At 67.2% G+C, this 24560-nt stretch carries 23 protein-coding genes; 19 read left to right on the forward strand and 4 right to left on the reverse strand.

The window, feature by feature from the left end; all coding sequences use genetic code 11:
* Nucleotides 1–474 precede the first annotated feature (474 nt).
* The 12 genes from lepA to ACXZ1E_RS15950 all read left to right on the forward strand — a co-directional run bounded on the left by lepA (nucleotide 475) and on the right by ACXZ1E_RS15950 (nucleotide 12142).
* Nucleotides 475–2331 carry a translation elongation factor 4 gene (gene lepA / locus ACXZ1E_RS15895; RefSeq protein ID WP_458041403.1) on the forward strand — a complete coding sequence of 619 codons (1857 nt, stop codon included), beginning with the start codon at nucleotides 475–477 and terminating at the stop codon, nucleotides 2329–2331.
* Between the two features lie 9 nt (nucleotides 2332–2340).
* A complete protein-coding gene (locus ACXZ1E_RS15900) occupies nucleotides 2341–2991 on the forward strand; it encodes a DUF1990 family protein (RefSeq protein WP_458041404.1) in 651 nt (216 codons plus the stop codon).
* Between the two features lies 1 nt (nucleotide 2992).
* Nucleotides 2993–4210: a radical SAM family heme chaperone HemW gene (hemW, locus tag ACXZ1E_RS15905; RefSeq protein WP_458041405.1), complete on the forward strand. Its 1218-nt coding sequence runs from the start codon at nucleotides 2993–2995 to the stop codon at nucleotides 4208–4210.
* A 90-nt stretch (nucleotides 4211–4300) separates the two neighbouring features.
* Nucleotides 4301–5341: a heat-inducible transcriptional repressor HrcA gene (hrcA, locus tag ACXZ1E_RS15910; protein WP_458041406.1), complete on the forward strand. Its 1041-nt coding sequence runs from the start codon at nucleotides 4301–4303 to the stop codon at nucleotides 5339–5341.
* A 50-nt stretch (nucleotides 5342–5391) separates the two neighbouring features.
* On the forward strand, nucleotides 5392–6513 hold the full coding sequence (gene dnaJ, locus ACXZ1E_RS15915) for a molecular chaperone DnaJ (RefSeq protein ID WP_458041407.1): 1122 nt from the start codon (nucleotides 5392–5394) through the stop codon (nucleotides 6511–6513).
* Nucleotides 6513–7250, forward strand: coding sequence for a 16S rRNA (uracil(1498)-N(3))-methyltransferase (locus ACXZ1E_RS15920; protein WP_458041408.1), 738 nt, complete (start codon nucleotides 6513–6515; stop codon nucleotides 7248–7250). Before dnaJ ends, ACXZ1E_RS15920 begins: the two co-directional genes overlap by 1 nt.
* A gap of 265 nt (nucleotides 7251–7515) precedes the next feature.
* Nucleotides 7516–7866: an HIT domain-containing protein gene (locus ACXZ1E_RS15925; RefSeq protein WP_458351998.1), complete on the forward strand. Its 351-nt coding sequence runs from the start codon at nucleotides 7516–7518 to the stop codon at nucleotides 7864–7866.
* Nucleotides 7859–8962: a PhoH family protein gene (locus tag ACXZ1E_RS15930; RefSeq protein ID WP_458041409.1), complete on the forward strand. Its 1104-nt coding sequence runs from the start codon at nucleotides 7859–7861 to the stop codon at nucleotides 8960–8962. The genes ACXZ1E_RS15925 and ACXZ1E_RS15930 overlap by 8 nt, the downstream gene beginning before the upstream one ends.
* Nucleotides 8959–9432: an rRNA maturation RNase YbeY gene (gene ybeY, locus ACXZ1E_RS15935; RefSeq protein WP_458041410.1), complete on the forward strand. Its 474-nt coding sequence runs from the start codon at nucleotides 8959–8961 to the stop codon at nucleotides 9430–9432. The genes ACXZ1E_RS15930 and ybeY overlap by 4 nt, the downstream gene beginning before the upstream one ends.
* The gene (locus ACXZ1E_RS15940) at nucleotides 9429–10787 is read left to right on the forward strand and encodes a hemolysin family protein (protein WP_458041411.1); all 1359 of its coding nucleotides are present in this window, start codon (nucleotides 9429–9431) and stop codon (nucleotides 10785–10787) included. The genes ybeY and ACXZ1E_RS15940 overlap by 4 nt, the downstream gene beginning before the upstream one ends.
* Entirely contained in the window at nucleotides 10780–11712 is a 933-nt protein-coding gene (gene era, locus ACXZ1E_RS15945; protein WP_458041412.1) for a GTPase Era, read from the forward strand. Before ACXZ1E_RS15940 ends, era begins: the two co-directional genes overlap by 8 nt.
* A gap of 43 nt (nucleotides 11713–11755) precedes the next feature.
* Entirely contained in the window at nucleotides 11756–12142 is a 387-nt protein-coding gene (locus ACXZ1E_RS15950) for a bleomycin resistance protein (RefSeq protein ID WP_458041413.1), read from the forward strand.
* 28 nt (nucleotides 12143–12170) lie between these two features.
* On the opposite strand, the gene ACXZ1E_RS15955 is transcribed toward ACXZ1E_RS15950, so the two are convergent.
* On the reverse strand, nucleotides 12171–13577 hold the full coding sequence (locus tag ACXZ1E_RS15955) for a DUF222 domain-containing protein (RefSeq protein ID WP_458041414.1): 1407 nt from the start codon (nucleotides 13575–13577) through the stop codon (nucleotides 12171–12173).
* Between the two features lie 151 nt (nucleotides 13578–13728).
* Complete coding sequence (locus tag ACXZ1E_RS15960; RefSeq protein WP_458041415.1) at nucleotides 13729–14337, reverse strand: hypothetical protein; 609 nt, start codon at nucleotides 14335–14337, stop codon at nucleotides 13729–13731.
* Between the two features lie 177 nt (nucleotides 14338–14514).
* Here ACXZ1E_RS15960 and leuA point away from each other — a divergent pair, with 177 nt between their 5' ends.
* A complete protein-coding gene (gene leuA / locus ACXZ1E_RS15965; protein ID WP_458041416.1) occupies nucleotides 14515–16272 on the forward strand; it encodes a 2-isopropylmalate synthase in 1758 nt (585 codons plus the stop codon).
* 139 nt (nucleotides 16273–16411) lie between these two features.
* Here the strand turns inward: leuA and ACXZ1E_RS15970 are convergent, their stop codons facing one another.
* Nucleotides 16412–17095, reverse strand: a complete 684-nt coding sequence (locus ACXZ1E_RS15970; protein ID WP_458351999.1) for a trimeric intracellular cation channel family protein — start codon at nucleotides 17093–17095, stop codon at nucleotides 16412–16414.
* Between the two features lie 91 nt (nucleotides 17096–17186).
* Between ACXZ1E_RS15970 and recO the strand changes: the two genes are divergently transcribed.
* From recO to ACXZ1E_RS15985, 3 genes are all read left to right on the forward strand, one after another.
* The gene (gene recO / locus ACXZ1E_RS15975; protein ID WP_458041417.1) at nucleotides 17187–17915 is read left to right on the forward strand and encodes a DNA repair protein RecO; all 729 of its coding nucleotides are present in this window, start codon (nucleotides 17187–17189) and stop codon (nucleotides 17913–17915) included.
* The gene (locus tag ACXZ1E_RS15980; protein WP_458041418.1) at nucleotides 17912–18718 is read left to right on the forward strand and encodes an isoprenyl transferase; all 807 of its coding nucleotides are present in this window, start codon (nucleotides 17912–17914) and stop codon (nucleotides 18716–18718) included. The genes recO and ACXZ1E_RS15980 overlap by 4 nt, the downstream gene beginning before the upstream one ends.
* A gap of 159 nt (nucleotides 18719–18877) precedes the next feature.
* On the forward strand, nucleotides 18878–19582 hold the full coding sequence (locus tag ACXZ1E_RS15985; protein WP_458041419.1) for a DsbA family oxidoreductase: 705 nt from the start codon (nucleotides 18878–18880) through the stop codon (nucleotides 19580–19582).
* 28 nt (nucleotides 19583–19610) lie between these two features.
* Here ACXZ1E_RS15985 and ACXZ1E_RS15990 read toward each other — a convergent pair whose 3' ends face one another.
* Nucleotides 19611–20114, reverse strand: a complete 504-nt coding sequence (locus ACXZ1E_RS15990) for a glutathione peroxidase (protein ID WP_458041420.1) — start codon at nucleotides 20112–20114, stop codon at nucleotides 19611–19613.
* 62 nt (nucleotides 20115–20176) lie between these two features.
* Between ACXZ1E_RS15990 and dusB the strand changes: the two genes are divergently transcribed.
* The 3 genes from dusB to dnaG are packed head-to-tail and all read left to right on the forward strand — an operon-like array spanning nucleotide 20177 to nucleotide 24556.
* Nucleotides 20177–21331 (forward strand): tRNA dihydrouridine synthase DusB, encoded by a 1155-nt coding sequence (gene dusB / locus ACXZ1E_RS15995; protein ID WP_458041421.1) that lies wholly within the window; start codon nucleotides 20177–20179, stop codon nucleotides 21329–21331.
* 4 nt (nucleotides 21332–21335) lie between these two features.
* Nucleotides 21336–22691 carry a deoxyguanosinetriphosphate triphosphohydrolase gene (locus tag ACXZ1E_RS16000; RefSeq protein WP_458041422.1) on the forward strand — a complete coding sequence of 452 codons (1356 nt, stop codon included), beginning with the start codon at nucleotides 21336–21338 and terminating at the stop codon, nucleotides 22689–22691.
* Complete coding sequence (gene dnaG, locus ACXZ1E_RS16005) at nucleotides 22691–24556, forward strand: DNA primase (protein ID WP_458041423.1); 1866 nt, start codon at nucleotides 22691–22693, stop codon at nucleotides 24554–24556. Before ACXZ1E_RS16000 ends, dnaG begins: the two co-directional genes overlap by 1 nt.
* The last annotated feature ends 4 nt before the right edge of the window (nucleotides 24557–24560 follow it).

Genomic DNA, 24560 nt, shown 5'->3' on the forward strand with positions numbered 1-24560 from the left:
ACTAATGCTTTCCTGGCGTGTTTCGAAAGGCCCGGGTTACGATGCGCCGTCGGGCTCTCGCGGATCGCTTCTTTCGACTCGGGGAGCGTGGCTCAACCGGGCACTGAGCCTGTCGAAGTGACCGTCCCCGCCCGGTTGCGCAATTCTGAAAGGAATATCGGGTCCGGTTCACGCGAGAAGGCCGCCCGTGAGCAACCTCCCGTACGGATTTCCTTCCAGATTTACGCCTCGTCCACCGCCTGACCGCGCGCTGGCCCGGCCCTCCGCGTACATCACGGAGGAACAACCCGCCCAGCACCAACGGAAATCACCTCGGCGGGCCACATCCGCCGCATCGCTCCTCTCGGATGTTCGCGCACCGCCCGGCGCGCGCGGGGTTGCTGCGCTCCCTTCGACTGGCTCAGGGAGCGTGAGGGCGCAGGCGCCAGCCCTGTCATTCGTCGTGACGCGCCCGCCCCGTAGAATCGAGCGGACATGTCTCCCCGCGCCCTGAAGCCTCTCGAGCCCGCCGCAACGCCGCCCGAGAACATCCGTAACTTCTGCATCATCGCCCATATCGACCACGGCAAGTCGACGCTGGCCGACCGGATGCTGCAGATCACCGGCGTCGTCTCGGACCGCGATATGCGTGCCCAGTACCTCGACCGCATGGACATCGAGCGCGAGCGCGGAATCACGATCAAGAGCCAGGCCGTTCGTATGCCGTGGTCCGCGCCCGGAACCGGCGAGACCTTCGCACTCAACATGATCGACACCCCGGGCCACGTCGACTTCACCTACGAGGTCAGCCGCTCGCTCGCGGCGTGCGAGGGCGCGATCCTCCTCGTCGACGCGGCTCAGGGCATCGAGGCGCAGACCCTCGCGAACCTGTACCTCGCGCTCGAGAACGACCTGACGATCATCCCGGTGCTGAACAAGATCGACCTGCCCGCGGCCGACCCCGAGAAGTACGCGAAAGAGCTCGCGAGCCTGATCGGTGGCAAGCCCGAGGACGTCCTGCGCGTGAGTGGCAAGACCGGAATGGGCGTCGAGGAGCTGCTCGACCAGGTCGTCGCGCAGATCCCGGCACCGAAGGGTGATCCGGATGCGCCGTCCCGGGCGATGATCTTCGACTCCGTCTACGACTCGTATCGCGGCGTCATCACCTATGTCCGTGTGATCGATGGATCGCTGAAGCCCCGCGAGCGCATCCAGATGATGTCGACTCGAGCCATCCACGAGCTCCTCGAAATCGGTGTCTCGTCGCCCGAACCGACCCCCACCAAGGGGCTCGGGGTCGGTGAGGTCGGGTACCTGATCACGGGTGTGAAGGACGTGCGCCAGTCCAAGGTCGGCGACACGGTCACGAACGCCGCGAAGCCCTCGAAAGACGCGCTGCCCGGGTACACAGACCCGAAGCCCATGGTCTTCTCGGGGTTGTACCCGATCGACGGCAGCGACTACCCGGTGCTGCGCGAGGCGCTCGACAAGCTCAAGCTGTCGGATGCTTCGCTCAACTACGAACCCGAGACATCCGTCGCCCTCGGCTTCGGTTTCCGCTGCGGATTCCTCGGGCTGCTGCACCTCGAGATCGTCACGGAGCGCCTCGAGCGCGAGTTCGGCCTCGACCTGATTTCGACCGCGCCGTCGGTGACGTACGAGGTCATGACGGACGACAAGAAGACGTTCACGGTGACTAACCCGAGCGAGTTCCCCTCGGGCACCAAGATCGCCAGCGTCACCGAGCCGATGGTCAAGGCCGCGATACTCGCGCCGAAGGACTATGTCGGCACGATCATGGAGCTGTGCCAGCAGCGCCGCGGAACGCTCCTCGGAATGGAGTATCTGGGTGAGGACCGCGTCGAGATCCGCTACACGATCCCGCTCGGTGAGATCGTCTTCGACTTCTTCGATCACCTCAAGTCCAAGACCGCCGGCTACGCCTCGCTCGACTACGAACCGAGCGGCGACCAGGAAGCGGACCTGGTCAAGGTCGACATCCTGCTGCAGGGTGAGGCGGTCGACGCGTTCAGCGCCATCGTGCACCGCGACAAGGCCTACGCCTACGGCGTGCTCATGACCGAGCGGCTGAAGAAGCTGATCCCGCGCCAGCAGTTCGAGGTGCCCATCCAGGCCGCGATCGGCGCCCGGATCATCGCCCGCGAGTCGATCCGCGCCATGCGCAAGGACGTTCTCGCCAAGTGCTACGGCGGCGACATCAGCCGCAAGCGCAAGCTGCTGGAGAAGCAGAAAGAGGGCAAGAAGCGCATGAAGATGGTTGGCCGCGTCGAGGTTCCGCAGGAGGCGTTCATCGCGGCGCTGTCGGGGGACACCGAAACGAAGGCCAAGTAGGCTCGCATGATGCGGCGCGGGACGTTCAAGGACGACACGGTGAACTACGCGGCGGTCGGCGCGACTCAGGCCGCCGACCTGATGCACTTTCCACCCGAGCGGAGCATCCCTGCCGAAGAGACGCTGCGGATCGGCTCGGGTGAGGCACGCTTCCAGGCAGCGAGTGAATCGCTGCTGTCGTGGGGTGCCGTGCGCGGCGCGGGGCTCCGCCTCTCGGATGTGCGCCCCGCATCCGGTCCCATGTACTCCGGCGTGAGCTTCGACGAAGAGGGCAACGCCCTCGCGCCGTCGCGCACCGAGGCCGACCAGCGCTTCGACGCCGACGGCACGCCGTTCGTCGGCGCGGGCACCAACGTGCACGTGCGGGGTCGGATCGGCGGGTTGCGCGCGGATGCCGAGCTACGCGTGATCTTCGTGGTCGAGGAGACGCGCCGGGTGGGGTTCGCGCTCGGTACGGTAGGTAGCTCCGTCGTCCGGGGTGAAGAGTCCTTCATGGTCGACTGGTTGCCGAACGACGAGGTCTGGTTCACCGTGCGGGCATTCGACGCGCCCGCCGCGACCACGTACCGCATGATGAAGGGCCTCGTGCGCCGTCGCCGTCGGCAGCTCTTCACACGGTATCTGCAGGCCATCTCGCCGTTGTACACGACCCCCTCCTGACGTGGCCGGCCCCCTTCCCGTCGGCGATCCCGCACCCGCCGACGGTGCGCTGCCGCGGGATCTCGCCCTCGACCCCGCGGCGGATTTCGGCGTCTACCTGCACGTTCCGTTCTGCCGCGTGCGCTGCGGATACTGCGACTTCAACACGTACACCGCGACCGAGTTGCGCGGCGTGCGGCAGGACTCCTATGCCGAGACGCTGTCGGGCGAGATCACGATCGCGCGCCGCGTGCTGACGGATGCGGGGGCTCTCCGTCCCGCATCGACGGTCTTCATCGGCGGGGGCACGCCGACGCTCCTGCCCGCGCGCGATCTCGCGCGGATGCTCGGCGATGTTCGTGACGCGTTCGGGCTGATGCCCGGCGCCGAGATCACGGTCGAGGCGAACCCCGACACCATGACCACCGAGGTCGCAGACACCCTCGCCGCGGCCGGCGTCACACGCCTGTCGATCGGCATGCAGTCGAGCGTGCCGCACGTGCTCGCGGCGCTCGACCGCACCCACAATCCCGAGAACGTTGCCACCGCCGTCCGGACGGCCCGCGCCGCGGGTCTGGCCGTGAGCCTCGACCTGATCTACGGGGCACCGGGGGAGTCGCTGGACGACTGGACCCGGTCGCTCGAGTCGGCGCTCGCGCAGGACCCCGATCACGTCTCGGCCTACGCCCTGATCGTGGAGGAGGGCACGCCGCTGCACCGACGCATCCGTCGCGGTGAGCTGGTCGCCCCCGACGACGACCTGCAGGCCGACATGTACGAAGCCGCCGATGCTCGCCTCAGTGCCGCCGGGTATGACTGGTACGAGGTGAGCAACTGGGCGCGGACGCCCGAGAATCGCTCTCAGCACAACCTCAACTACTGGCGCAGCCAGGACTGGTGGGGCTTCGGTCCCGGTGCCCACAGCCACGTCGGTGGGCTGCGCTGGTGGAACGTCAAGCATCCGGCGGCATACGCGCAACGCCTCGCGGCGGGGGAGTCACCCGCGGCGGGACGCGAGAGACCGGATGCCGCGGCCACCGCGTTGGAACGGGTGCTGCTGGAGTCGCGCATTCGCGAGGGGCTCGCGCTCGATCGTGTGCCTTCCGCGTCGCGCGTGGCGGTTGCCGGGCTGATCGCGGACGGCCTGGTCGAGGCATCCGATGCCCTGCGGGGTCGCATCGTGCTGACGCTGCGGGGGCGGCTGCTCGCCGACACTGTCGTACGGGCGCTGCTGCCGTAAATCCGCCGACCGCGCCGCAACAGCGCCGACGCCTCCCGACGCGTTAGAATTGGCACTCAGACTTCACGAGTGCCAGCGGAAGGGGGATGCATGGTCAACGAACGAGGCCTGCAGGTCCTCCGGGCGATCGTCCAGGACTACGTCGCAACGCACGAACCGGTCGGCAGCCGTTCGATCGTCGAGCGGCACGCTTTCGGGGTGTCGGCAGCGACGATCCGCAATGACATGGCGCTGCTCGAAGACGAAGAACTGATCGTCGCCCCGCACACGTCGTCAGGCCGCGTTCCGACCGATAAGGGCTACCGGGTTTTCGTCGATCACCTGGCCGAAGTCCGTCCGCTCTCGCCCGCGCAACGGACCGCCATCTCGAGCTTTCTCGGAGGCACGGGCGATCTCGACGATGTGCTCGCGCGAACGGTCCGCGTTCTGTCGCAGCTGACCGGACAGGTCGCTGTCGTGCAGTATCCGTCGTTCGCCAATGCGCATGTCACGCACGTCGAACTCGTCTCGCTCGCGCCCCAGCGCCTGCTCGTCATCCTGGTCACCGACACCGGCCGGGTCTCGCAGCGGATCGCGCCGCTCACGGTGCCTCTGGATGACGAAGACATTCCGGTTCTTCGGACGCGACTCGCGGCGCTCCTCACCGGGCTGGCCGTGGGCGTCGCCGCGGAGCGGGTCGAGGCGCTGCGCGTGCAGGCCGACCCGGCCGCTCCGGTCATCGACGCCGCGCTCGTCCAGGTCGCGCATGTGCTGTCGGAGGAGCTCGAAGAGTTCCGGCAAGACCGTCTCGTCATGGCCGGCGCCGCCAACCTCGCGCGGCGCGAGACCGACTTCCGTGGCAGCATTTATCCGTTGCTCGAGGCGATCGAGGAGCAGGTCACGCTGATCCGACTCATGAGCGAGATGGTCGCCGACAGCCAGGGATTGGCGGCCAGCATCGGTCGCGAGAACGAACCATGGGGCCTCGCCGAGGCATCCATCGTCACGAGTGACTACGAGACATCCGGATCCATGGCCCGCGTGGGCGTGATGGGTCCGACCCGGATGGATTACCCGAGCAACCTGGCGGCAGCCCGAGCCGTCGCGCGCTACCTATCGCGCATGCTCGACGAAGACGAGTCGTCCCGCTAACGGACGCACACCGGACGGCCGAGCGTCGCCGGATATCTGTGAAAGGCAACATGGCAGACCACTACGAGGTGCTGGGCGTCTCGCGCGATGCGAGCACCGAAGACATCAAGAAGGCGTACCGGCGTTTGGCGCGCGAGCTGCACCCCGACGTGAATTCGGGAGCGGATGCGGCGGAGCGCTTCAAGCTCGTCACGCACGCGTACGACGTGCTGAGCAACGCCGAAGAACGCAGTAAGTACGACCGCGGCGGCGACAACCCGTTCGGCGGGGGCGCTGCGGGCGGATTCGGTGGCTTCGGCGACATCTTCGAGACCTTCTTCGGCGGTGCGCAGGGCGGCGGCGGTCGCGGGCAGCGTCCGCGTTCGCGGCGCGAGCGGGGCCAGGATGCGCTCGTCCGCGTGACGCTCGACCTCTCGGACGTCGTCTTCGGCGTGCATCGCGACCTCGAGGTCGACACCGCTGTCATCTGTGAGACTTGCCAGGGATCGTGCTGCCAGCCCGGAACCCAGCCGGTGACCTGCGACATCTGCGGTGGGTCCGGTCACGTGCAGCGCACCGTCCGGAGCCTGCTCGGCAACGTCGTGACGAGCCAACCGTGCCAGACCTGCCAGGGCTACGGCACGACGATCCCGTACCCCTGCTCGACCTGCCAGGGTCAGGGGCGCGTGCGCTCACGCCGTACGGTTTCGCTCGACATCCCCTCGGGCGTCGAGACCGGACTGCGCTTGCAGCTGCCGGGCTCGGGCGAGATCGGCCCGGCCGGCGGTCCGCACGGCGATCTCTACATCGAGGTCACCGTGTCGCACCACGAGGTGTTCAGCCGCGAGGGCGACGACCTGCTCGCGACCCTCGAGGTGTCGATGCCGGATGCCGTTCTCGGCACGACGACGACGATCGAGGCGCTTGATGGTCCCGTTGAGCTCGAGGTGCGGCCCGGCATCCAGGCCGGCGATATCCTGACGATCAAGGGGCGCGGCGTCACGCCCCTTCGCGGCACGCAGCGCGGCGACCTCCGTGTCGGCGTGCAGGTACTCACGCCGACACGTCTCGATGCCAAGGAACGGGCCCTGATCGAGGAGTTGCGCAAGCGCACCAAGGCTCCGGCGCCCAAGCTCGCGCACTTCCAGCAGGGCATCTTCTCGAAGCTCCGCGACCGCTTCCGGAACGCCTGATGCCCCTGCATTTCGTTGCCGATCAGGCGACGGATGCTGCGGTTGGAAGTCTGCTAGGACTCACGGGTGCCGAGGCTCATCACGCTGCCGTCGTGCGGCGTGTGCGCTCGGGCGAGACCGTCACGGTCGGTGACGGGCGCGGAGTGTGGCTCGACGGGATCTGCGAGGACGTCGGCCCGAAAGAGGTGGCGGTGCGCGTGATCGCGCGGCGGGTCGAGCCGCAGGCCTCGCCGCGTCTCGTGCTCGTTCAGGCGTTGGCGAAGGGCGATCGGGACGAGCTCGCCGTGCAAGCCGCTACCGAGCTCGGCGTCGACGAGGTCGTGCCGTGGCAGGCGTCTCGCAGTGTTTCGCGGTGGTCCGGCCCGAAGCTCGACAAGGGCGTGGCGCGGTGGGAGGCCATCACGCGCGAGGCCGCGAAGCAGGCGCACCGGGCGTGGATTCCCGATGTCTCGGCCCCCGTCTCGACCAGGCAGCTCGCCGCGCGTGCGGCCGAAGCATCCGTTCTGGTGCTCGAACCGACCGCCGAGGCGACGCTCACGGCGCAGCTTCTGAAGCCCGTGAATGAGCGCGACATCGTGCTGGTGGTGGGGCCGGAGGGTGGGATCGCACCGGACGAGCTCGACGTGCTCGTCGCGGCCGGTGCCGTGCTGGTGCGGCTCGGTGCCACGGTTCTGCGGACCTCGACCGCGGGCCCCGCCGCGCTGGCGGTAGCGAGCGCGGCCCTCGGCCGCTGGTGACCCCGCTCGGTCACTGAGCCTGCCGAAGTGACCCACCCGACCCCTCGGTCGCTGAGCCTGCCGAAGTGACCCACCCGACCCCTCGGTCACTGAGCCTGTCGAAGTGACCCGTGTGACCCCCCCCGTGATGTAAATCTGAAAGGAATATCGGGGCCTGGTTGCGCCAGATCGGCGTTTCCGGGCACGATCTCGCGTGAATTTCCTTTCAGGTTTACGCCTCCGGCACCGCCCGACCGCGCAACAGTCCCGCCGATAGACTGGAGGGGTGAGCACAGAACCCTCGATCTTCACGCGCATCCTGCGCGGCGACATCCCCTCCGAAATGGTGGGCGAGACCGAGAACGTGTTCGCCATCAAAGACATCGCGCCGCGCGCACCCCTGCACCTGTTGGTGATCCCGAAGACCGAGAAGTACCGCAACGTCGTGGAGCTCGCCGCGGGTGACCCGGAGCTCCTCGCCGAGATGATCGGGGTCGCGAACACCCTCGCGATGGAGAATTCCGACGGAGACTTCCGGTTGGTCTTCAACACCGGGGCCGAGGCAGGCCAGACCGTTTTCCATGTACACGCCCACGTTCTCGCGGGCGGACTTTCCGAGAAGAGCGTCAGTGACTGAACCGACCGAACAGACCGCGTCGGGCGAAGAGATCGTCAACGAGCGGGTCCTGGCCGACGGTGTCGCGATGGTGCAGCTGCTCGGCCCGCAGGATCGACTCCTGCGCGTGGTCGAGAAGGAGCATCCGGATGTGGACGTCCACGTCCGCGGCAACGAGATCACGCTGTCGGGACCACGGGATGCCGTGGCCGCTGCCCGCACTCTCGTCGACGAACTGCTCACCATGACTCGCGAGGGCTACAGCGTTGCTCCCGCCGACGTATCGTCGTCCGCGCGGATGCTCGGCGACGATCCCGCGCGTCGACCCACGGATGTGCTGGGCGAGGCGATCCTCTCGTCGCGCGGTCGGATCATCCGTCCGAAGACCCTCGGGCAGAAGGAGTACGTCGACGCGATCGAAGAGAACACGATCACGTTCGGCATCGGCCCGGCCGGTACCGGCAAGACCTACCTCGCGATGGCAAAGGCCGTACAAGCGCTGCAGCGCAAGGAGGTCAGTCGCATCATCCTGACCCGTCCCGCGGTCGAGGCGGGGGAGCGGCTCGGGTTCTTGCCGGGCACGCTCAACGACAAGATCGACCCGTATCTGCGCCCGCTGTACGACGCGCTGAACGAAATGATGGACCCCGACATCGTCCCCAAGCTCATGGCGACGGGAACGATCGAGGTCGCGCCGCTCGCGTACATGCGCGGCCGCACGCTCAACGACTCGTTCGTCGTGCTCGACGAGGCCCAGAACACCACGCCCGAGCAGATGAAGATGTTCCTGACGCGCCTCGGCTTCAACACGCGCATGGTCGTGACAGGTGACATCACGCAGGTCGACCTGCCGGGCGGATCGTCGGGACTGCGCCTGGTCACCAAGGTGCTCGACGACATCGACGACATCCATTTCGCCCGTCTGTCCAGTGCGGATGTCGTGCGGCACACGCTCGTCGGCAAGATCGTCGACGCGTACACCGAGTACGACGAGCAGCGGACGGCCGAGCGCTACGAGCGCGAGCAGGCGGCGCAGTTCGCCAATCGGGCCGAGCGTCGATCTTCCACCCGCCCACTCGGGCCGCGTGACCGCAAGAGCCAGGGAGGACGCTCATGACCATCGAGATCACCAACGAGTCCGGTGTCACGGGTGTTGACGAGACGAAGCTCCTGCGCCTGATGGAGTACAACCTCGCCGAGCTTCACGTCAGCCCCGAGGCGGACGTCGCGATCATCCTCGTCGACGAGGGCGCGATGGAGGCGCTGCACGTGCAGTGGATGGATGAGCCGGGCCCGACGGATGTCCTGAGCTTTCCGATGGACGAGTTGCGCCCCGGCACGGAAGACATTCCGACGCCCCCCGGCCTGCTGGGCGACATCGTGCTCTGCCCGCAGGTTGCCGAGACGCAGGCGCGCGAAGCCGGTCATACGACCGAGGACGAACTGCTGCTGTTGTCGACGCACGGACTGCTCCACTTGCTCGGCTTCGATCACGCCGAGCCCGAAGAAGAGCGCGAGATGTTCGCGCTTCAGCGGGATCTGCTCATCGGCTTCTCGGTTCGTGAGCGGCGCCGCAGACCCGCATGACCGCCCTCCTCCTTCTTCTCGCTGCACTCTTTCTCGTCGCCTTTGCGGGTCTTATGGCTGCGCTCGACGCAGCCCTGAGCGTCACGTCGCGCGCCGACCTCGCCGAATGGGCGCTCACGGCGCGGGCTCGACGATCGCTACGCGCGATTTCAGCGGACAACGACGCCCACCTCAACGCGGTGGTGTTCATCCGCATCCTGGCCGAGACCGCGGCCGCCGTTTTCGTCACGGTCGCGCTCACGATCCTGTTGGACTCGATCTGGTGGGCGATGCTGGCCGCCGTGATCCTGATGACCGGCGCCTCGTTCGTCCTCGTCGGGGCGAGCCCCCGCACGGTGGGGCGCCAGCACGCCGAGGGTCTGCTGCGCGCGTTCGCTCCGATCGTGCGGTTCGTTCGGATCATCCTCGGCCCGATCGCTGGTGCCCTGGTTGCGCTCGGCAATCGCGTGACACCGGGTCGTCGACGGGTCGTCTCGTTCGCGTCCGAGCAGCAGTTGCTCAGCATGGTCGACGAGGCCGCCGAGGCGGATCTGATCGAGGACGAGGACCGCGAACTCATCCACTCGGTCTTCGACTTCACCGACACGTTCGTTCGCTCCGTCATGGTGCCGCGCACCGACATGGTCACGCTCGACGCGACGGCAAGCACGGATGACGCGATGGGCCTCTTCCTCAGCACGGGTGTGTCGCGCATCCCCGTGACCGAGGGAAGCGACGATGACATCGTCGGCATCCTGTATCTGAAAGACCTGGTCCAGTCAGGTTTCGGGGCGGGCGACGGATGGCGCACCCAAGGCATCCGCAAGATCCTCCGGCCGGCGAGCTTCGTGCCCGAGTCGATGATGGCCGAGACCCTGCTGCAGCAGATGAAGCGCGACGCCGTGCACGTCTGCATCGTCGTCGACGAGTACGGCGGAATCGCGGGCCTCGTGACGCTCGAAGACCTGATCGAAGAGCTCGTGGGCGAGATCGCGGACGAGTACGACGTGCCGCAGAACGAGATCGTCGAGCTGAGCCCGGGGCGCTACCGGGTGAGCGCGCGCAGTTCGCTCGATGATGTCGGGGACCTGTTCGGCATCGAACTCGAGGACGAGGACGTCGACTCGATCGGCGGTCTCCTCGGCAAGGCGCTCGGGCGCGTGCCGCTGCCGGGAGCCGAGGCGACGCACGATGGCATCGTGATGACCGGCGGCGCCTCGCGCGGTCGAGGTCGGGGTATTGCGACGGTATTCGTCGAGCGCTCCGCTGAACTGATTGCCGCCGAAGAAGCATTCGCGGCGGAGACGAACACTGGTCCGATCGAGAAGGTCGGCGCGTCCGAGGGGCGCAAACGAAAGGGAGAATCCCGTGACTGATGCGGTTTCGCACGAAGACACGGGATCGGGTTCGGAATCGCTTCGCAGCGGCTTCGTCACGTTCGTCGGTCGCCCGAACGTTGGCAAGTCGACGCTCACGAATGCCCTGGTCGGCGAGAAGATCGCGATCACGAGCGAGAAGCCGCAGACGACGCGCCGGGCGATCCGGGGCATCCTGAATCGTCCTGCTGGTCAGCTCGTGATCGTCGACACGCCTGGTATTCACAAGCCGCGGACGCTGCTCGGCGAGCGCCTCAATCACCTGGTCGATCAGGTGCTCGGCGACGTCGATGTGATCGCGTTCTGTGTGCCGGCGACCGAGAAGGTCGGGCCGGGCGACCGCCGTATCGCGGAGTCGCTCGACGGGTATCGCCGCGCCCGCAAGGTCGCGCTGGTGACGAAGACGGATGCGGCGTCCCGCGAGCAGATCACCGAACGCTTGCTCGAGGTTGATGCGCTGCGCGAGGACTGGGCCGCTGTCATCCCGCTGTCCGCCGAGGCGGGTGAGGGGCTCGAGGTTCTCGCCGACGAGCTGCTGTCGCTCATGCCCGAGGGGCCGGCGCTGTATGGCGCGGATGTCGTGACGGATGAGTCGACCGAGGATCGGATCGCCGAGATCATCCGCGAGGCGGCACTGCAGGGTGTGCGCGATGAGCTGCCGCACTCGATCGCGGTGACGATCGCGGACATCCTGCCGCGTGAGGATTCAGACCTGATCGACGTCTACGCCGACCTCGTCGTTGAGCGCGACAGCCAAAAGGCCATCATCATCGGTCACCGCGGGTCACGGCTCGCGGATGTCGGGGCTCGCGCCCGCGCGCAGATCGAGCCGCTGATGAAGTCGCGCGTGTACCTGCACCTGCACGTGCGGGTGGCGAAGGAATGGCAGCGCGACCCGAAGCAGTTGGGGCGCCTGGGCTTCTAGAGTCCGCTGCAACGACGGAACGACGGCTCGCTAGGCTCGCGACATGACCGATCACGCGGTACCGAATTTGCCGTCTCGTGACTTCGACAGCACGATCGCGTTCTATAGCGGGTTCGGATTCAGACCGGCTTACCGGGATGATGGATGGCTGATCATGCGCCGCGGGAAGCTTCACCTGGAGTTCTTTCTCTTGCCCGAGCTCATGCCCGAAGAGAGTGCCTTCATGTGCAGCGTGCGCGTTGATGACGTCGATGAGTTGTATGGGCAGATCAAAGGAGCTGGCGTGGTCGAAAGGCCTGCGGGCTTCCCGCGGCTGCTTCCTGTGCGGCAGCAGAGATGGGGGCAGCGAGCGGGATTCCTTGTCGACCCTGACGGGACGCAGCTGCATCTCATCGAAAACCAGCACAGCCCGGCGCCAGCCGCCACCTGATTCAGGAAATACCACCGTGGAACGTCGGCTACGTCCGCCGCCCGACCAGGTCGAGCAGGCGTGTGCGGGAAGTGGTGATCGGTCGCCACCGCGGACTTCGCTCGATCCATGGGGGAGCCATGACCTCGGGCACCCCCTGATTCATCCGAATCTTCCATCCGCCGTGGTCGATGAACCGGTGGTGATTCCAGCACAACAGCACACCGTTGTCGGTATGGGTCGGGCCCCCCTCGGCGTGGTCCACAACGTGATGGATCTCACACCACGCTGCACGGACACCGCAGCCCGGGATGATGCATCCGCCGTCCCGCAGGGCGATCGCCCGACGCTGGTGCCGGTTGAACACGCGCTCTTCGGTGCCGATGCGCTGGATACGGCCGTTCTCGCCGAGCAGTACGCGCTGAATCACTCCGGCACAACCGGCGTGGGCGGCGGCGCGGACCGACACCGGCTCGTCGATGCCGTCGACGTGCGCCCAACCCGTGTCGGATGCCAGGTCTTCGGCACGGACTGAGATGACGAGCGTGGGAGCCGCGCCCCCGATCGTGGGGAGCTGCTCACTGGATGCCGCGACCGACAACGCGGTCGCGAGGGCATCGTGCCGCTTCTGCGCCGAGGTGCGCGGGTCGTCGGCAAAGCCGGAGTCACCTTCGCTATCGGGGTGGAACGAAACGCCGTCAGCCACCCGCGGCGAGCTGATGGCATCGCAAATGCGCTGGAACTGCGCGGCGACTTCGGGCAGCAGACTCCCGCGCAGCGGCACGACACCGTCGCGCGCGACGCCGAGGGTGACCCCGCGCATCCGCACCGCCTGCTGCTCCTTCGGTTCGGCGCCGTCCTGGTCGAGCGCCGCAGCCCACACCTGAGCCTGCACACGCAGTAGATCCGCGCACGCGGACGGGGCGCCATCCGGACCCGTGCCGCTCGCCTCGGCAGCGAGCACGGCGTCGGCCACCCGCAGGGATTCCAGCGGGACCCGCTGACTCATCGCCTCGAGCGGCCCGGACACCGCGACGAGTCCGTCCAGACCGACTTCGCCCTCCAACAACACAGAGCGCATGGCCGGCAGAAGCGCCGGAAGAGGCCCGCCGCTCAGCGACTCACCCAGCGCGACACCCTTGGCCCCGCGCTGCAGACGGGCAGCGGATGCGGGACCCATCCGCGTCGCCCGTTGCACCAGCTCGCTCACGTCGTGGCATCCGCGCCGCGCTGTCAGCCTGAGGTCACGATCGGGGCCCGCAGAGCGGCGAACGACCTCGCCCACCGACTCCACGAGCACCGCGTCGGTGAGTCGCTGCAGCTCAGCCGCCAAGCTCAGAACGCGCACCACCTGGTCATCGTTCGCGGCCCGGATCTGCCCGTCGCTCAACTCCGCGACCACAACGGCGCGCGTCTGCTCGATGACCCCTTCGAGGTGATCGAGCAGTGCTTCCATACCCTCTATTCTGGCGAGGGCCACCGACATTGAGGCCTGGTTTTGCGCGGATCAAACGGGCAAATTTGCCGGTTCGCAAAAGTTCTTTTCGAAGACTCTGCCGGAGCCGTGGATGCGCATTCGGAGCACCCCGCGGCCCCGCACCCTCGGCTCAGTCGAAGTCGCGAAACGCCGAGCGGATGACGACGGCGCCCTCGCCGTAGTTGGCATCGGCCGCGGCCTGCAGGGTTCCGTCGTCCCAGACGACGTCGACCCACAGCCATCCGTTCTCGGGGTATGACGCGAGCATGTCGTCACCGATCACGTCAGAAAGAGCGTCCTGCATTTCCGTCAACTCGGCTTCGTTCGCCGTGCCCGGCTTGCCACCCGTCGGATCGACCGGCGCGATCGGGTCGTACAGCGCCAACATCACCGGTTCCGCGGTCACCGCGAACGACGACCCGTCGTAGGTGCCCCGCACGCCGTAGGCACCCCAGGTCACATCACCCGAGGTCTCCCACCCCTCGATGCCATCCCACGACCACCCCTCGACCGGGATGCCGCTGCACTGCGGCGGGTACGACTCGGCGACGGGCCCGAGGCACAGTTCGACCGTGCCCCCGACGTCCATCACGGTGCCCTGTGTCATCACCTCGCCCGTGGGTGGCGACGGTGTTCCCCATACGACCGTATCGCCAGACGATGGGGACGCGGTCGCGCAGCCAGCGAGCAGAAGAACGGATGCGGCGGCCAGGGCGCTAGCGGATATGAAACGGCTCATACCAGAGAGTGTCACGGCGGACGGGATCGTCTCACGAGACATCCTGCTACCATCGGACCCATGCGTTTGCGCGGGCTTCTCCTCCTTAGCCGCCGCGACGAGGCTTCGATCTAGGGCCTTTCTCGTCGCGGAGCTTGTCGTTGGCCCCCACAAGTCACAAACAGAAGCGACGACACCATGGAGAACACCCAGAAGACCTCGGGGATGCCGGTACACAAGTACCGCCCCTACCACGAGCAGATTTCGGTGCAGCTGCCCGATCGTACGTGGCCCGACAAGCAGATCACCCAGGCACCTCGTTGGTGCGCCGTCGACCTGCGCGACGGCAACCAGGCGCTCATCGACCCGATGAGCCCCGAACGCAAGCGGATCATGTTCGAACTGCTCGTCGGCATGGGCTACAAAGAGATCGAGGTCGGCTTCCCGTCGGCCAGCCAGACCGACTTCGACTTCGTCCGCCTGCTGATCGAAGACGGGCTCATTCCCGACGACGTCACGATCCAGGTGCTCACGCAGGCACGCGAAGAGCTGATCAAGCGCACGTTCGAGTCCATCAAGGGCGCCAAGCAGGCGATCGTGCACCTCTACAACTCGACCAGCATCCTGCAGCGCGATGTCGTGTTCCGCACCGACAAGCAGGGCATCATCGACATCGCCCAGCAGGGCGCGCGCTGGTGCAAGCAGTACGAAGAGACGGTGCCCGAGACCGCGGTCTACTACGAGTATTCGCCCGAGAGCTACACGGGCACCGAGCTCGAGTTCGCGGCCGACGTCTGCAACAAGGTCATGGAGATCTTCGTGCCGACGCCCGAGCGCAAGGTCATCCTGAACCTGCCCGCCACAGTCGAGATGGCGACGCCCAACGTCTACGCCGACTCGATCGAGTGGATGGGTCGCAACCTCAACCACCGCGAGAACGTCATCATCTCGCTCCACCCGCACAACGACCGCGGCACCGCGATTGCGGCCGCCGAGCTCGGCTACCTGGCCGGTGCGGACCGCATCGAAGGATGCCTCTTCGGCAACGGTGAGCGCACCGGCAACGTCGACCTGGTCGCGCTCGGCATCAACCTGTTCACACAGGGCGTTGACCCGCAGATCGACTTCAGCGACATCGATCAGGTCAAGCGCACCGCCGAATACTGCAACCAGCTGCCCGTGCCCGAGCGCAGCCCGTGGGCGGGCGACCTGGTGTTCACGGCGTTCAGCGGATCGCACCAGGACGCCATCAAGAAGGGCTTCGAGGCGATGGATGCCCGGGCCCAGGCCGAGGGCGTCTCGGTCGACGAGCTCGAGTGGGCCGTGCCCTACCTGCCGATCGACCCGAAAGACCTCGGCCGCTCGTACGAGGCCGTCATCCGCGTCAACTCGCAGTCCGGCAAGGGCGGCGTGGCCTACCTGCTGAAGAGCGACCACGCGATCGATCTGCCCCGCAAGCTCCAGATCGAGTTCTCGGGTGTCGTACAGGCGAAGACGGATGCCGAGGGCGGCGAAGTGTCGAGCGACCAGATCTGGTCGATATTCCGCGACGAATACCTACCGGCCGACGAGGCGGACGCCCGCTGGGGTCGGTTCGAGCTTCTGTCGACGCGCACACAGAGCGACATGAGCGGGGATGTCTCGCTCGATGTGATGCTCCGTGACAGCGATGAGCGGTTCGAGGCATCCGGTCATGGCAACGGCCCGATTGCGGCGTTCCTCGATATCGTGCGCGCCCGAGGTTTCGAGGTCACGGTGTATGACTATGTCGAGCATGCCCTCAGCGCCGGTGGCGATGCTCAGGCCGCGGCCTACGTCGAGCTGCAGGTCGAGGGCGAGCGCCTCTGGGGCGTCGGTATTGACGGCGACATCTCGACGGCGAGCCTCAAGGCGATCGTCTCGGGCGTGAACCGCGCGATCCGCACGCGCGACCGCGCGCTCGCCGGCGTCGTCTGACGGGTCGTTTCGTCTCGCTGCGCTCGCTCAACGACCGGTAGCTCTCGGTCGTTGAGCGAGCCGCAGGTGAGACGAAACGACCCGGCTCATCCCTCGGTCGTTGAGCGAGCCGCAGGTGAGACGAAACGACGCGACCCGCTCAGGGCTTGATGATCGGGAGCACGCCCGTCTCGGCCGCGACGCGGCGGCGATACAGCATGCGCTGTTCCGGCAGCGACAGATCGAACACCACGGCCAGCACGCGGATCACGGCCGTCACTACGATGCCGGCGATCGCGGCCGGAACGATCGCGAGTCCGAGCGAGGCAGAGACGGCGAGCACGAGGCATCCGGCTCCCGCGGCGACCGCATACAGCGAACCGACGTGCATCACGGCCACGGGCAGCCCCATGATCACGTCACGCAGGATCGAGCCTCCGACCGCCGCGACCACGCCGACGAAAACCGCGGGCACGAGCGGCAGTCCTACGGCGAGCGCCTTACTGGTGCCGAACGCGCCGAACAGTCCGATCACGATCGCGTCGAGCCCGACGATCACACCGTTCACCCGCCGGAAGAGCCCGGCGAGCAGCATCCCGACCAGCGAAGCCGCGACGGCCGTGAGCAGGTACCAGTTGCTCTGGAGCGTCGACGGTGGGAGGCCGAGCAGCAGGTCACGGATGAGTCCACCGCCCATGCCGATCACGATGCCGATGATCGCTACCCCGAGCAGATCCAAACGCCGCTGCCCCTGGAAGCCGGAAGCGAACAGGGCACCCTGGACGCCTCCCAAAGCCACGGCTGTGAGGTCGGCCCAGAGCGGGATCATGAAATGGGGTTCCACTCGTCTATTCTCGCCGCCGCGGCAGCTCTCGACCGGCACCCGTGGGCGAGCCGCGCGACCCGGTGTCGCCGCACCGCCGGATAATGGACCGGTGCCCACTTACCGCGACGAGGTCGTGATCCTCCGCACCCACAAGCTGGGCGAAGCGGACCGGATCATCACGATGCTGAGCCGTCGGCACGGCAAGGTCCGCGCGGTCGCGAAGGGTGTACGGCGCACGGCCTCACGCTTCGGGGCACGGCTCGAGCCGTTCATGGTCGCGGATGTCCAGCTGTATGCCGGACGCAACCTCGACATCGTCCAGCAGGCCGAGAGCCTGGGCTCGTACGGCGCCGACATCGTCGTGCACTACGAGCGCTTCACGGCCGCGAACGCGATGGTCGAGACCGCCGATCGCCTCAACGAGTCCGAGGCGACTCCCCAGCAGTACCTGCTGCTCGTGGGTGGCCTGCGCGCACTGGCTCGCGGTGAGCACGAGTCGCGCAGCGTCCTGGACTCCTACCTGCTGCGGGTCATGGCCCTCTCGGGTTGGGCACCGAGCCTCGGTGAGTGCGCCCGCTGTGGTGCGGCCGGTCCCAACGACTACTTCGTCGCGCAGCTCGGCGGCATCGTCTGCAACGACTGCGCCCCTCCAGGCAGCGCGCGCATCGGACCCGAAGCCGTCCGCCAGCTCGGTGCGCTGATGGCGGGGGAATGGGATGTCGTGGCCGCCGCGCCCCCACGTGCCCTGGCCGCAGCATCCGGTGTCGTTGCGGCGTACACGCAGTGGCACCTCGAGCGAGGCATCCGCTCGCTCTCGCATCTCGAAGGACCTCGATGAGCCCCAAGCCCTACACGCATAAGGATGCCGTGCCGTATCGCCCCCTCGACTGGACGGGCGTGTACCCGCCGGCGTTCCCGTCTGGCTCGGTCCCCGAGCACGTGGCGATCGTGATGGACGGCAACGGTCGCTGGGCGAACCGCCGCGGGCTGTCGCGGGTGGAGGGACACAAGGCGGGTGAGGCGTCACTGCTCGACGTCGTCGCGGGGGCGATCCAGGCGGGCGTGAAGCATCTGTCGGTCTACGCTTTCTCGACCGAGAATTGGACGCGCTCGCCCGATGAGGTCCGCTTCCTGATGGGCTTCAACCGCGACGTCCTGCATCGCCGCCGTGACCAGCTGAACGAGTGGGGCGTGCGCGTGCGTTGGGCGGGTCGCAAGCCGCGGCTGTGGGGTTCGGTCATCAAGGAGCTGCAGCATGCCGAGCAGCTCACAGCGGGCAACGACGTGCTGACGCTGACGATGTGCGTCAACTACGGCGGTCGCGTCGAACTCGTGGATGCCATGAGGCAGATCGCCGAGGATGTCGCGCGCGGACGCATCCGTCCCTCCGCCGTCACCGAGAAGCTGATCCGGCGCCACCTGTATGTGCCGGACATGCCCGATGTCGACCTATTCATCCGCTCGAGCGGAGAGCAGCGAACGTCGAACTTCCTGTTGTGGGAGTCGGCGTACGCCGAGTTCGTGTTTCTCGACACGCTCTGGCCCGACTTTTCGCGCTCGGATCTCTGGCAGGGCATCGAGCTGTACCTCGACCGGGACCGCCGCTTCGGTGGCGCGATCGACACGCCCGGCGCTCCGTAGTGCCCCCACCCTCTCTCACCCCGTGCCGAGTCCGTTCCCCTGGCAGTAGATGTTGCCTCGGGCGCCGCCCGGCAACATTTAGTGCCAGGGGAGCGGGATGTGGTGGCGAAGCATGCGGGGGCGGGAATATGCGGGCATGTTGCGGGTGTTGAGCACGGTATGACGGATGCCATCAAGATCGACGTGTGGAGCGATATCGCTTGCCCCTGGTGCTACATCGGCAAGCGGAATCTCGAGAACGGACTGGTGGAAGCATCCGCAGATCCCGACGGCCCCCGCGTCGAGGTGACCTATCACTCGTACGAGCTGTCTCCGGATACTCCGGTGGATTTCGAGGGTGACGAGGTCTCATACCTGGCAAACCACAAGGGCGTGCCGCTCGAGCAGGCACGCGAGATGATCGGTCGGGTCACGGATGTCGCCGCCGGATCGGGGCTGGCCTACCGCTATGACCTGCTCAAGCACACGAACACGGTCAAGGCCCACGAACTCCTGCACTTCGCCAAGTACAAGGGACGCCAGCTCGACATGGCCGAGCGCCTGATGGCTGCGTACTTCACCGAGGGTAAGCACGTGGGTCGCATCGATGACCTCGTGGCCCTCGCCGCCGAGGTCGGGTTCGACGCGGACGAGACGCGTGAGGCCCTCGAATCCGAGCGCTACCTCGCGGATGTTCGCGCCGATCAGGCCCAGGCGCAGACCTACGGAATCAACGGGGTGCCGTTTTTCGTGATCGATGGCAAATACGGCGTCAGCGGCGCCCAACCGGCCGAGGCATTCGCGCAGATCGCCCGCCAGGTGTGGGCCGAGCGGAACACCCCGGAAGGTGACCTGCAGATCGAGAACGAGCCCGCCGCGGTCTGACCGCCGCAGGGCTTGCCGTGAATCCGCGTCAGGCGGGCAGATTTGCCTCGATGACCGAGACGATGGCCGGGTCGTCGGGCTTCACGGTCGGACGGAAGCGGTGTACGGTGCCGCCGGGCGTGAGCACGAACTTCTCGAAGTTCCAGATGATCGGGCCGTGCGCGCCCTCGGAGTCCTTGGCCTTCTTCAGCGCCTTGTAGATCGGCGCGGCACCGCCGCCATTCACCTTGACCTTGTCGAAGATCGGGAACGTGATGCCCCAGTTGACGGCGCAGTAGTCGAGGATCTCGTCTATCGAGCCGGGCTCCTGTCCCATGAACTGGTTGCAGGGGAATCCGAGGACGGTGAAGCCGCGCTCACTATAGGTGCGCTGCAGCTCTTCGAGCTGTTCGTACTGTGGCGCGAGACCGCACTTCGACGCGACGTTGACGACGAGGATGACCTTATCGCCGTAGTCGGCGAGCGATGCGGTGCCCCCGTCCGCGGTGTGGAAAGGGATCTTTCGGATGTCCACAGCGGTGTCGTTCGTCATGCTGTCCACGATACGACCACGTATCGAGACGAAGGCCACGTTATGTCTGGGAGAATGATGAGATGTCCGGCCTCCTTACTTCCGCGCCGACGTTGCGCATCGGGCCGCTCGCTCTCGATGTCCCCGTCGTGCTTGCGCCGATGGCGGGGATCACGAACACGGCGTTCCGGCGCCTGTGTCGCGAGTACGGCGCCGGCCTGTACGTCAGCGAGATGATCACGTCTCGGGCACTGGTCGAGCGCAACGCGACGACCATGCGTCTGATCCAGCACCACGAGTCCGAGACACCCCGTTCGATCCAGCTCTACGGCGTCGATCCCGCCACCGTCGCCGAGGCGGTCCGCATCATCGTCGCCGAAGATCACGCCGATCACGTCGACCTGAACTTCGGATGCCCGGTGCCCAAGGTCACGAAGAAGGGCGGGGGAGCGGCCCTGCCGTGGAAGCTCGGCCTGTTCCGCGACATCGTCGAGGGCGCCGTCCAGGCTGCCGGTGACGTGCCCCTGACGATCAAGATGCGCAAGGGCATCGACGACGACCACCTCACCTACCTCGAAGCCGGTCGCATCGCCGAGGGCGCGGGTGTCGCATCCATCGCCCTCCACGCACGCACGGCTGCGGAGTTCTATTCGGGGCAGGCGGACTGGTCGGCGATCGCGAAGCTCAAAGAGACCGTGACGACCGTTCCCGTGCTCGGCAATGGCGACATCTGGTCTGCCGAAGACGCCGTGCGCATGATGGCCGAGACCGGATGCGACGGCGTTGTCGTGGGACGCGGATGCCTCGGGCGCCCGTGGCTCTTCGGTGACCTCGCGGCGGCGTTCGGCGCCGACTCTCCCGCCGTTGATGCGAACCTCGGGTTCGTAGCTCGCGCCTTCCGCCGTCATGCCGAACTCCTCGTCGAGTTCTTCGAAGACGAGGGACGTGGATGCCGAGACATCCGCAAGCACGTCGCGTGGTACTTCAAGGGGTATCCCGTCGGTGGTGAGACGCGCGCGAGCCTCGCGACCGCGTCGAGCCTGGACGAGATCGACGAGCTGCTCGCCGAGCTTCCCCTGGACGCCCCGTACCCCGGGGCAGCGGCCGAAGGCCAGCGCGGCCGGGCCGGAACCCCCAAGCGCCCGGCGCTGCCCGACCGTTGGCTCGAAAGCCGAGACGTCAACGTGGCCGAGGGCCAGGAGATCGCCGCGGCGGAGTTGCACCACAGTGGTGGATAAAGGCGTGGTTGATAAGGGCGTGGCGGCTCACGCCAGAAAAGAACCCGCAGCGATCCGCACCGACGGCTATGACGAGCACGCGACCGAGCGGTTCCACGCCGAGGAGCACCGGTCGAAGCGCGACGACTTCGCCCGCGACCGGGCTCGCGTGCTGCATTCAGCTGCTCTTCGTCGCCTCGCGGCGAAGACACAGGTGCTCAGCCCCGCCAGCCCGGCCGATTTCGCCCGCAACCGGCTGACCCACTCTCTCGAGGTCGCCCAGGTCGGCCGCGAGCTGGCAACCTGGCTCGAGCTCGCCCCGGATGTCGTGGATGCGGCCTGCCTCAGCCACGATCTCGGGCACCCGCCGTTCGGGCACAACGGCGAGCGTGCGCTCAACGACTGGGCCGATGACATCGGTGGGTTCGAGGGCAATGCGCAGACGCTGCGGATCATCTCGCGGCTCGAACCGAAGGTCATCGACGCAGATGGGCAGAGCGTCGGTCTGAACCTCACGCGGGCGAGCCTCGACGCTACCTGCAAGTACCCGTGGACGTCCGAGCATCCGCTGCCTGACGCCGGCGGACGCCTGAAATACGGCGTCTACGCGGACGACGAGCCCGTTTTCCGCTGGATGCGCGAGGGTGCGCCCGGTCGTGTGCGGTGTATCGAGGCCGAGGTCATGGACCTGGCCGACGACATCGCCTATTCGGTGCACGACTTCGAAGACGCGGTGACGAACGGATACCTCGATCCGCGCCGTCTCTCGGATCCTGCCGAGCATCAGGCGCTCGTCACGGCGCTGCAGGCATGGGTCGGCTTCGACTTCGCCCGGGACGAGCTCGACGATGCGCTGTACCGCCTGACGCGGATGCCCGAGTGGATCACGTCGTTCGACGGATCGCGCGCCGCCCTCGGTCGCCTGAAGAACCTCACGAGTGACCTGATCGGGCGATTCGCGCGCGCTGCTACGACCGCGACGCGTGAGGCATATCCCGCCCGCATGCTGACGCGGTACGGTGCGCACGTGGTCGTGCCGCGGGTCGTCGAGGCTGAGGTCGCCGCGCTCAAGGGCATGGTGGGCGCTTTCGTGGTGTCGATCGATGGACGAAAGACGCTCTACAAGGAGCAGAGGCGGATGCTGAAGCGCCTCGCAACCGCTCTGTGGGAAGCGGGCCCCGCGCAGTTGACCCCAGCGCTTCGCGGCGACTTCCTCGCGGCCGATTCCGATGCCGCCCGTCGACGCGTGATCGTCGATCAGGTGGCAAGCCTGACCGACCAGGACGCCCTGTCGTGGCACGAGCGCCTTCTCGGCGAGGTAGATGCGGGCGCCCTCGGCATCTGGACGCCGGGCTCGCGTCCCTGGTCGAAGGAAAGCTGATGGCGGGGCGGATCGCTCAGGCCGATGTCGAAGAGGTCAAGGCCCGAACGAACATCGTCGACATCGTGGGGGAGCGCGTCGCCCTGAAGTCGGCGGGTGTCGGGTCGATGAAGGGTCTCTGCCCGTTCCACGACGAGCGCAGCCCGAGCTTCCACGTCCGTCCGCAGGTGGGTTTTTACCACTGCTTCGGATGCGGCGAGTCGGGGGACGTCTATACGTTCCTGCGCAAGATGGACCACGTCACGTTCACGGATGCCGTCGAGCGGCTGGCCGCTCGCATCGGCTTCACACTGCACTACGAAGAGGGCGGTGGACCCGCGCCCGAAACGAGCGGGCGGGCACGTCTGTATGCCGCCAACCAGACGGCGGCGGCGTGGTTCCAGAGCCAGCTGTCGACGCCCGAGGCGGAGGCTGCGCGCCGATTTCTCGGTGAGCGCGGGTTCGATGCCGGAGCCGCCGCGCACTTCGGCGTCGGCTATGCCCCGAAGGGGTGGGACAAAGCGCTGAAGGCGCTCACCGCCGAAGGATTCTCGCGCGAAGAGCTCACGACCGCCGGTCTGATGTCTCAAGGTCAGCGGGGCGTCTACGACCGCTTCCGCGGTCGGTTGGTGTGGCCCATCCGTGACGTGACGGGTCAGACCGTCGGCTTCGGTGCGCGTCACCTGTATGAGGACGACCAGGGCCCCAAGTACCTGAACACCCCCGAGACCCCGATCTATCACAAGTCGCAGGTGCTCTACGGGCTCGACCTCGCAAAGCGCGATATCTCCCGCGCCGACCAGGTCGTGGTCGTCGAGGGATACACCGATGTCATGGCCTGCCACCTGGCGGGCATCACGACGGCGATCGCGACCTGTGGCACGGCGTTCGGTACCGACCACATCACGGTGCTGCGGCGCGTGATGGGTGACGACAAGGCTTCGGGCGAGGTCATCTTCACGTTCGATCCGGATGCCGCGGGGCAGAAGGCGGCGCTGCGTGCCTTCGCCGAAGAGAAGCGCTTTTCTGCCCAGACCTATGTCGCCGTTGCGCCCGAAGGACTGGACCCCTGCGATCTGAGGCTGCATCGCGGTGACGCGGCCGTCCGCGCCCTGCTCGAGCACAAGCAGCCGATGTACGAGTTCGTCATCGACCGGCGGATTGCCGACTACGACCTCGCGAGCGTGGAGGGACGTATCGGGGCGCTGCGGGCGGCGGCACCGATCGTCGCAGACATCCGTGACCCGTCGCTCCGCCCCGGATATACCCGGGTGCTCGCTCGTCGCCTCGGCATGGACATCGGCGAGGTGCGTCCGGCTGTCGAGCGTGCGGCCCGAGGCGCGGCGCGGGAGGGCGCCCGTGCCGACCAGGCCGCAGCGCCGGGCACCGCGTCGGAGGGCGGATCCGCCCCGGTCGCCGCGGTCACACTCGCGAACCTGCCGCACACCCCCGACGTTCTGCTCGAACGCGACGCCGTCATGGCGTTCCTGCAGTACGGACACACGGTCCCCGAAGACCTGCGGGCGCGTGCGATCGCCCAGCCGATGCGACACCCGGGGCTCGAGGCCGTCCGCGAGTCGATTGCAACCGGAGACCCCGCACGTGCCGGATGGGCGCTGACGGCGATCGAGAATGTGCGCGAGCCCTATCGTGGGCTGGCGGCAGAACTCCTCGCCGCACCGTTCCCCGCCCGCGACGAACAGAGCGCCCAGGCATCCGCTGTCTCGCTCGCTCGCCGGATGCTGGCCCGCGCGATCGATCGCGAGAAGACCGAGTTGCTCGGTGCGGTCCAGCGTGTTCCGGCGGCCTCAGAGGAGGGGCGAACCTTGAGAATGCGGCTGCGCGACCTCGACGCCCAGCGACACGCGTTGCTCACGGAAGACTGAATTC

It is taken from the genome of Pacificispira sp. HM-600, from assembly GCF_977993705.1.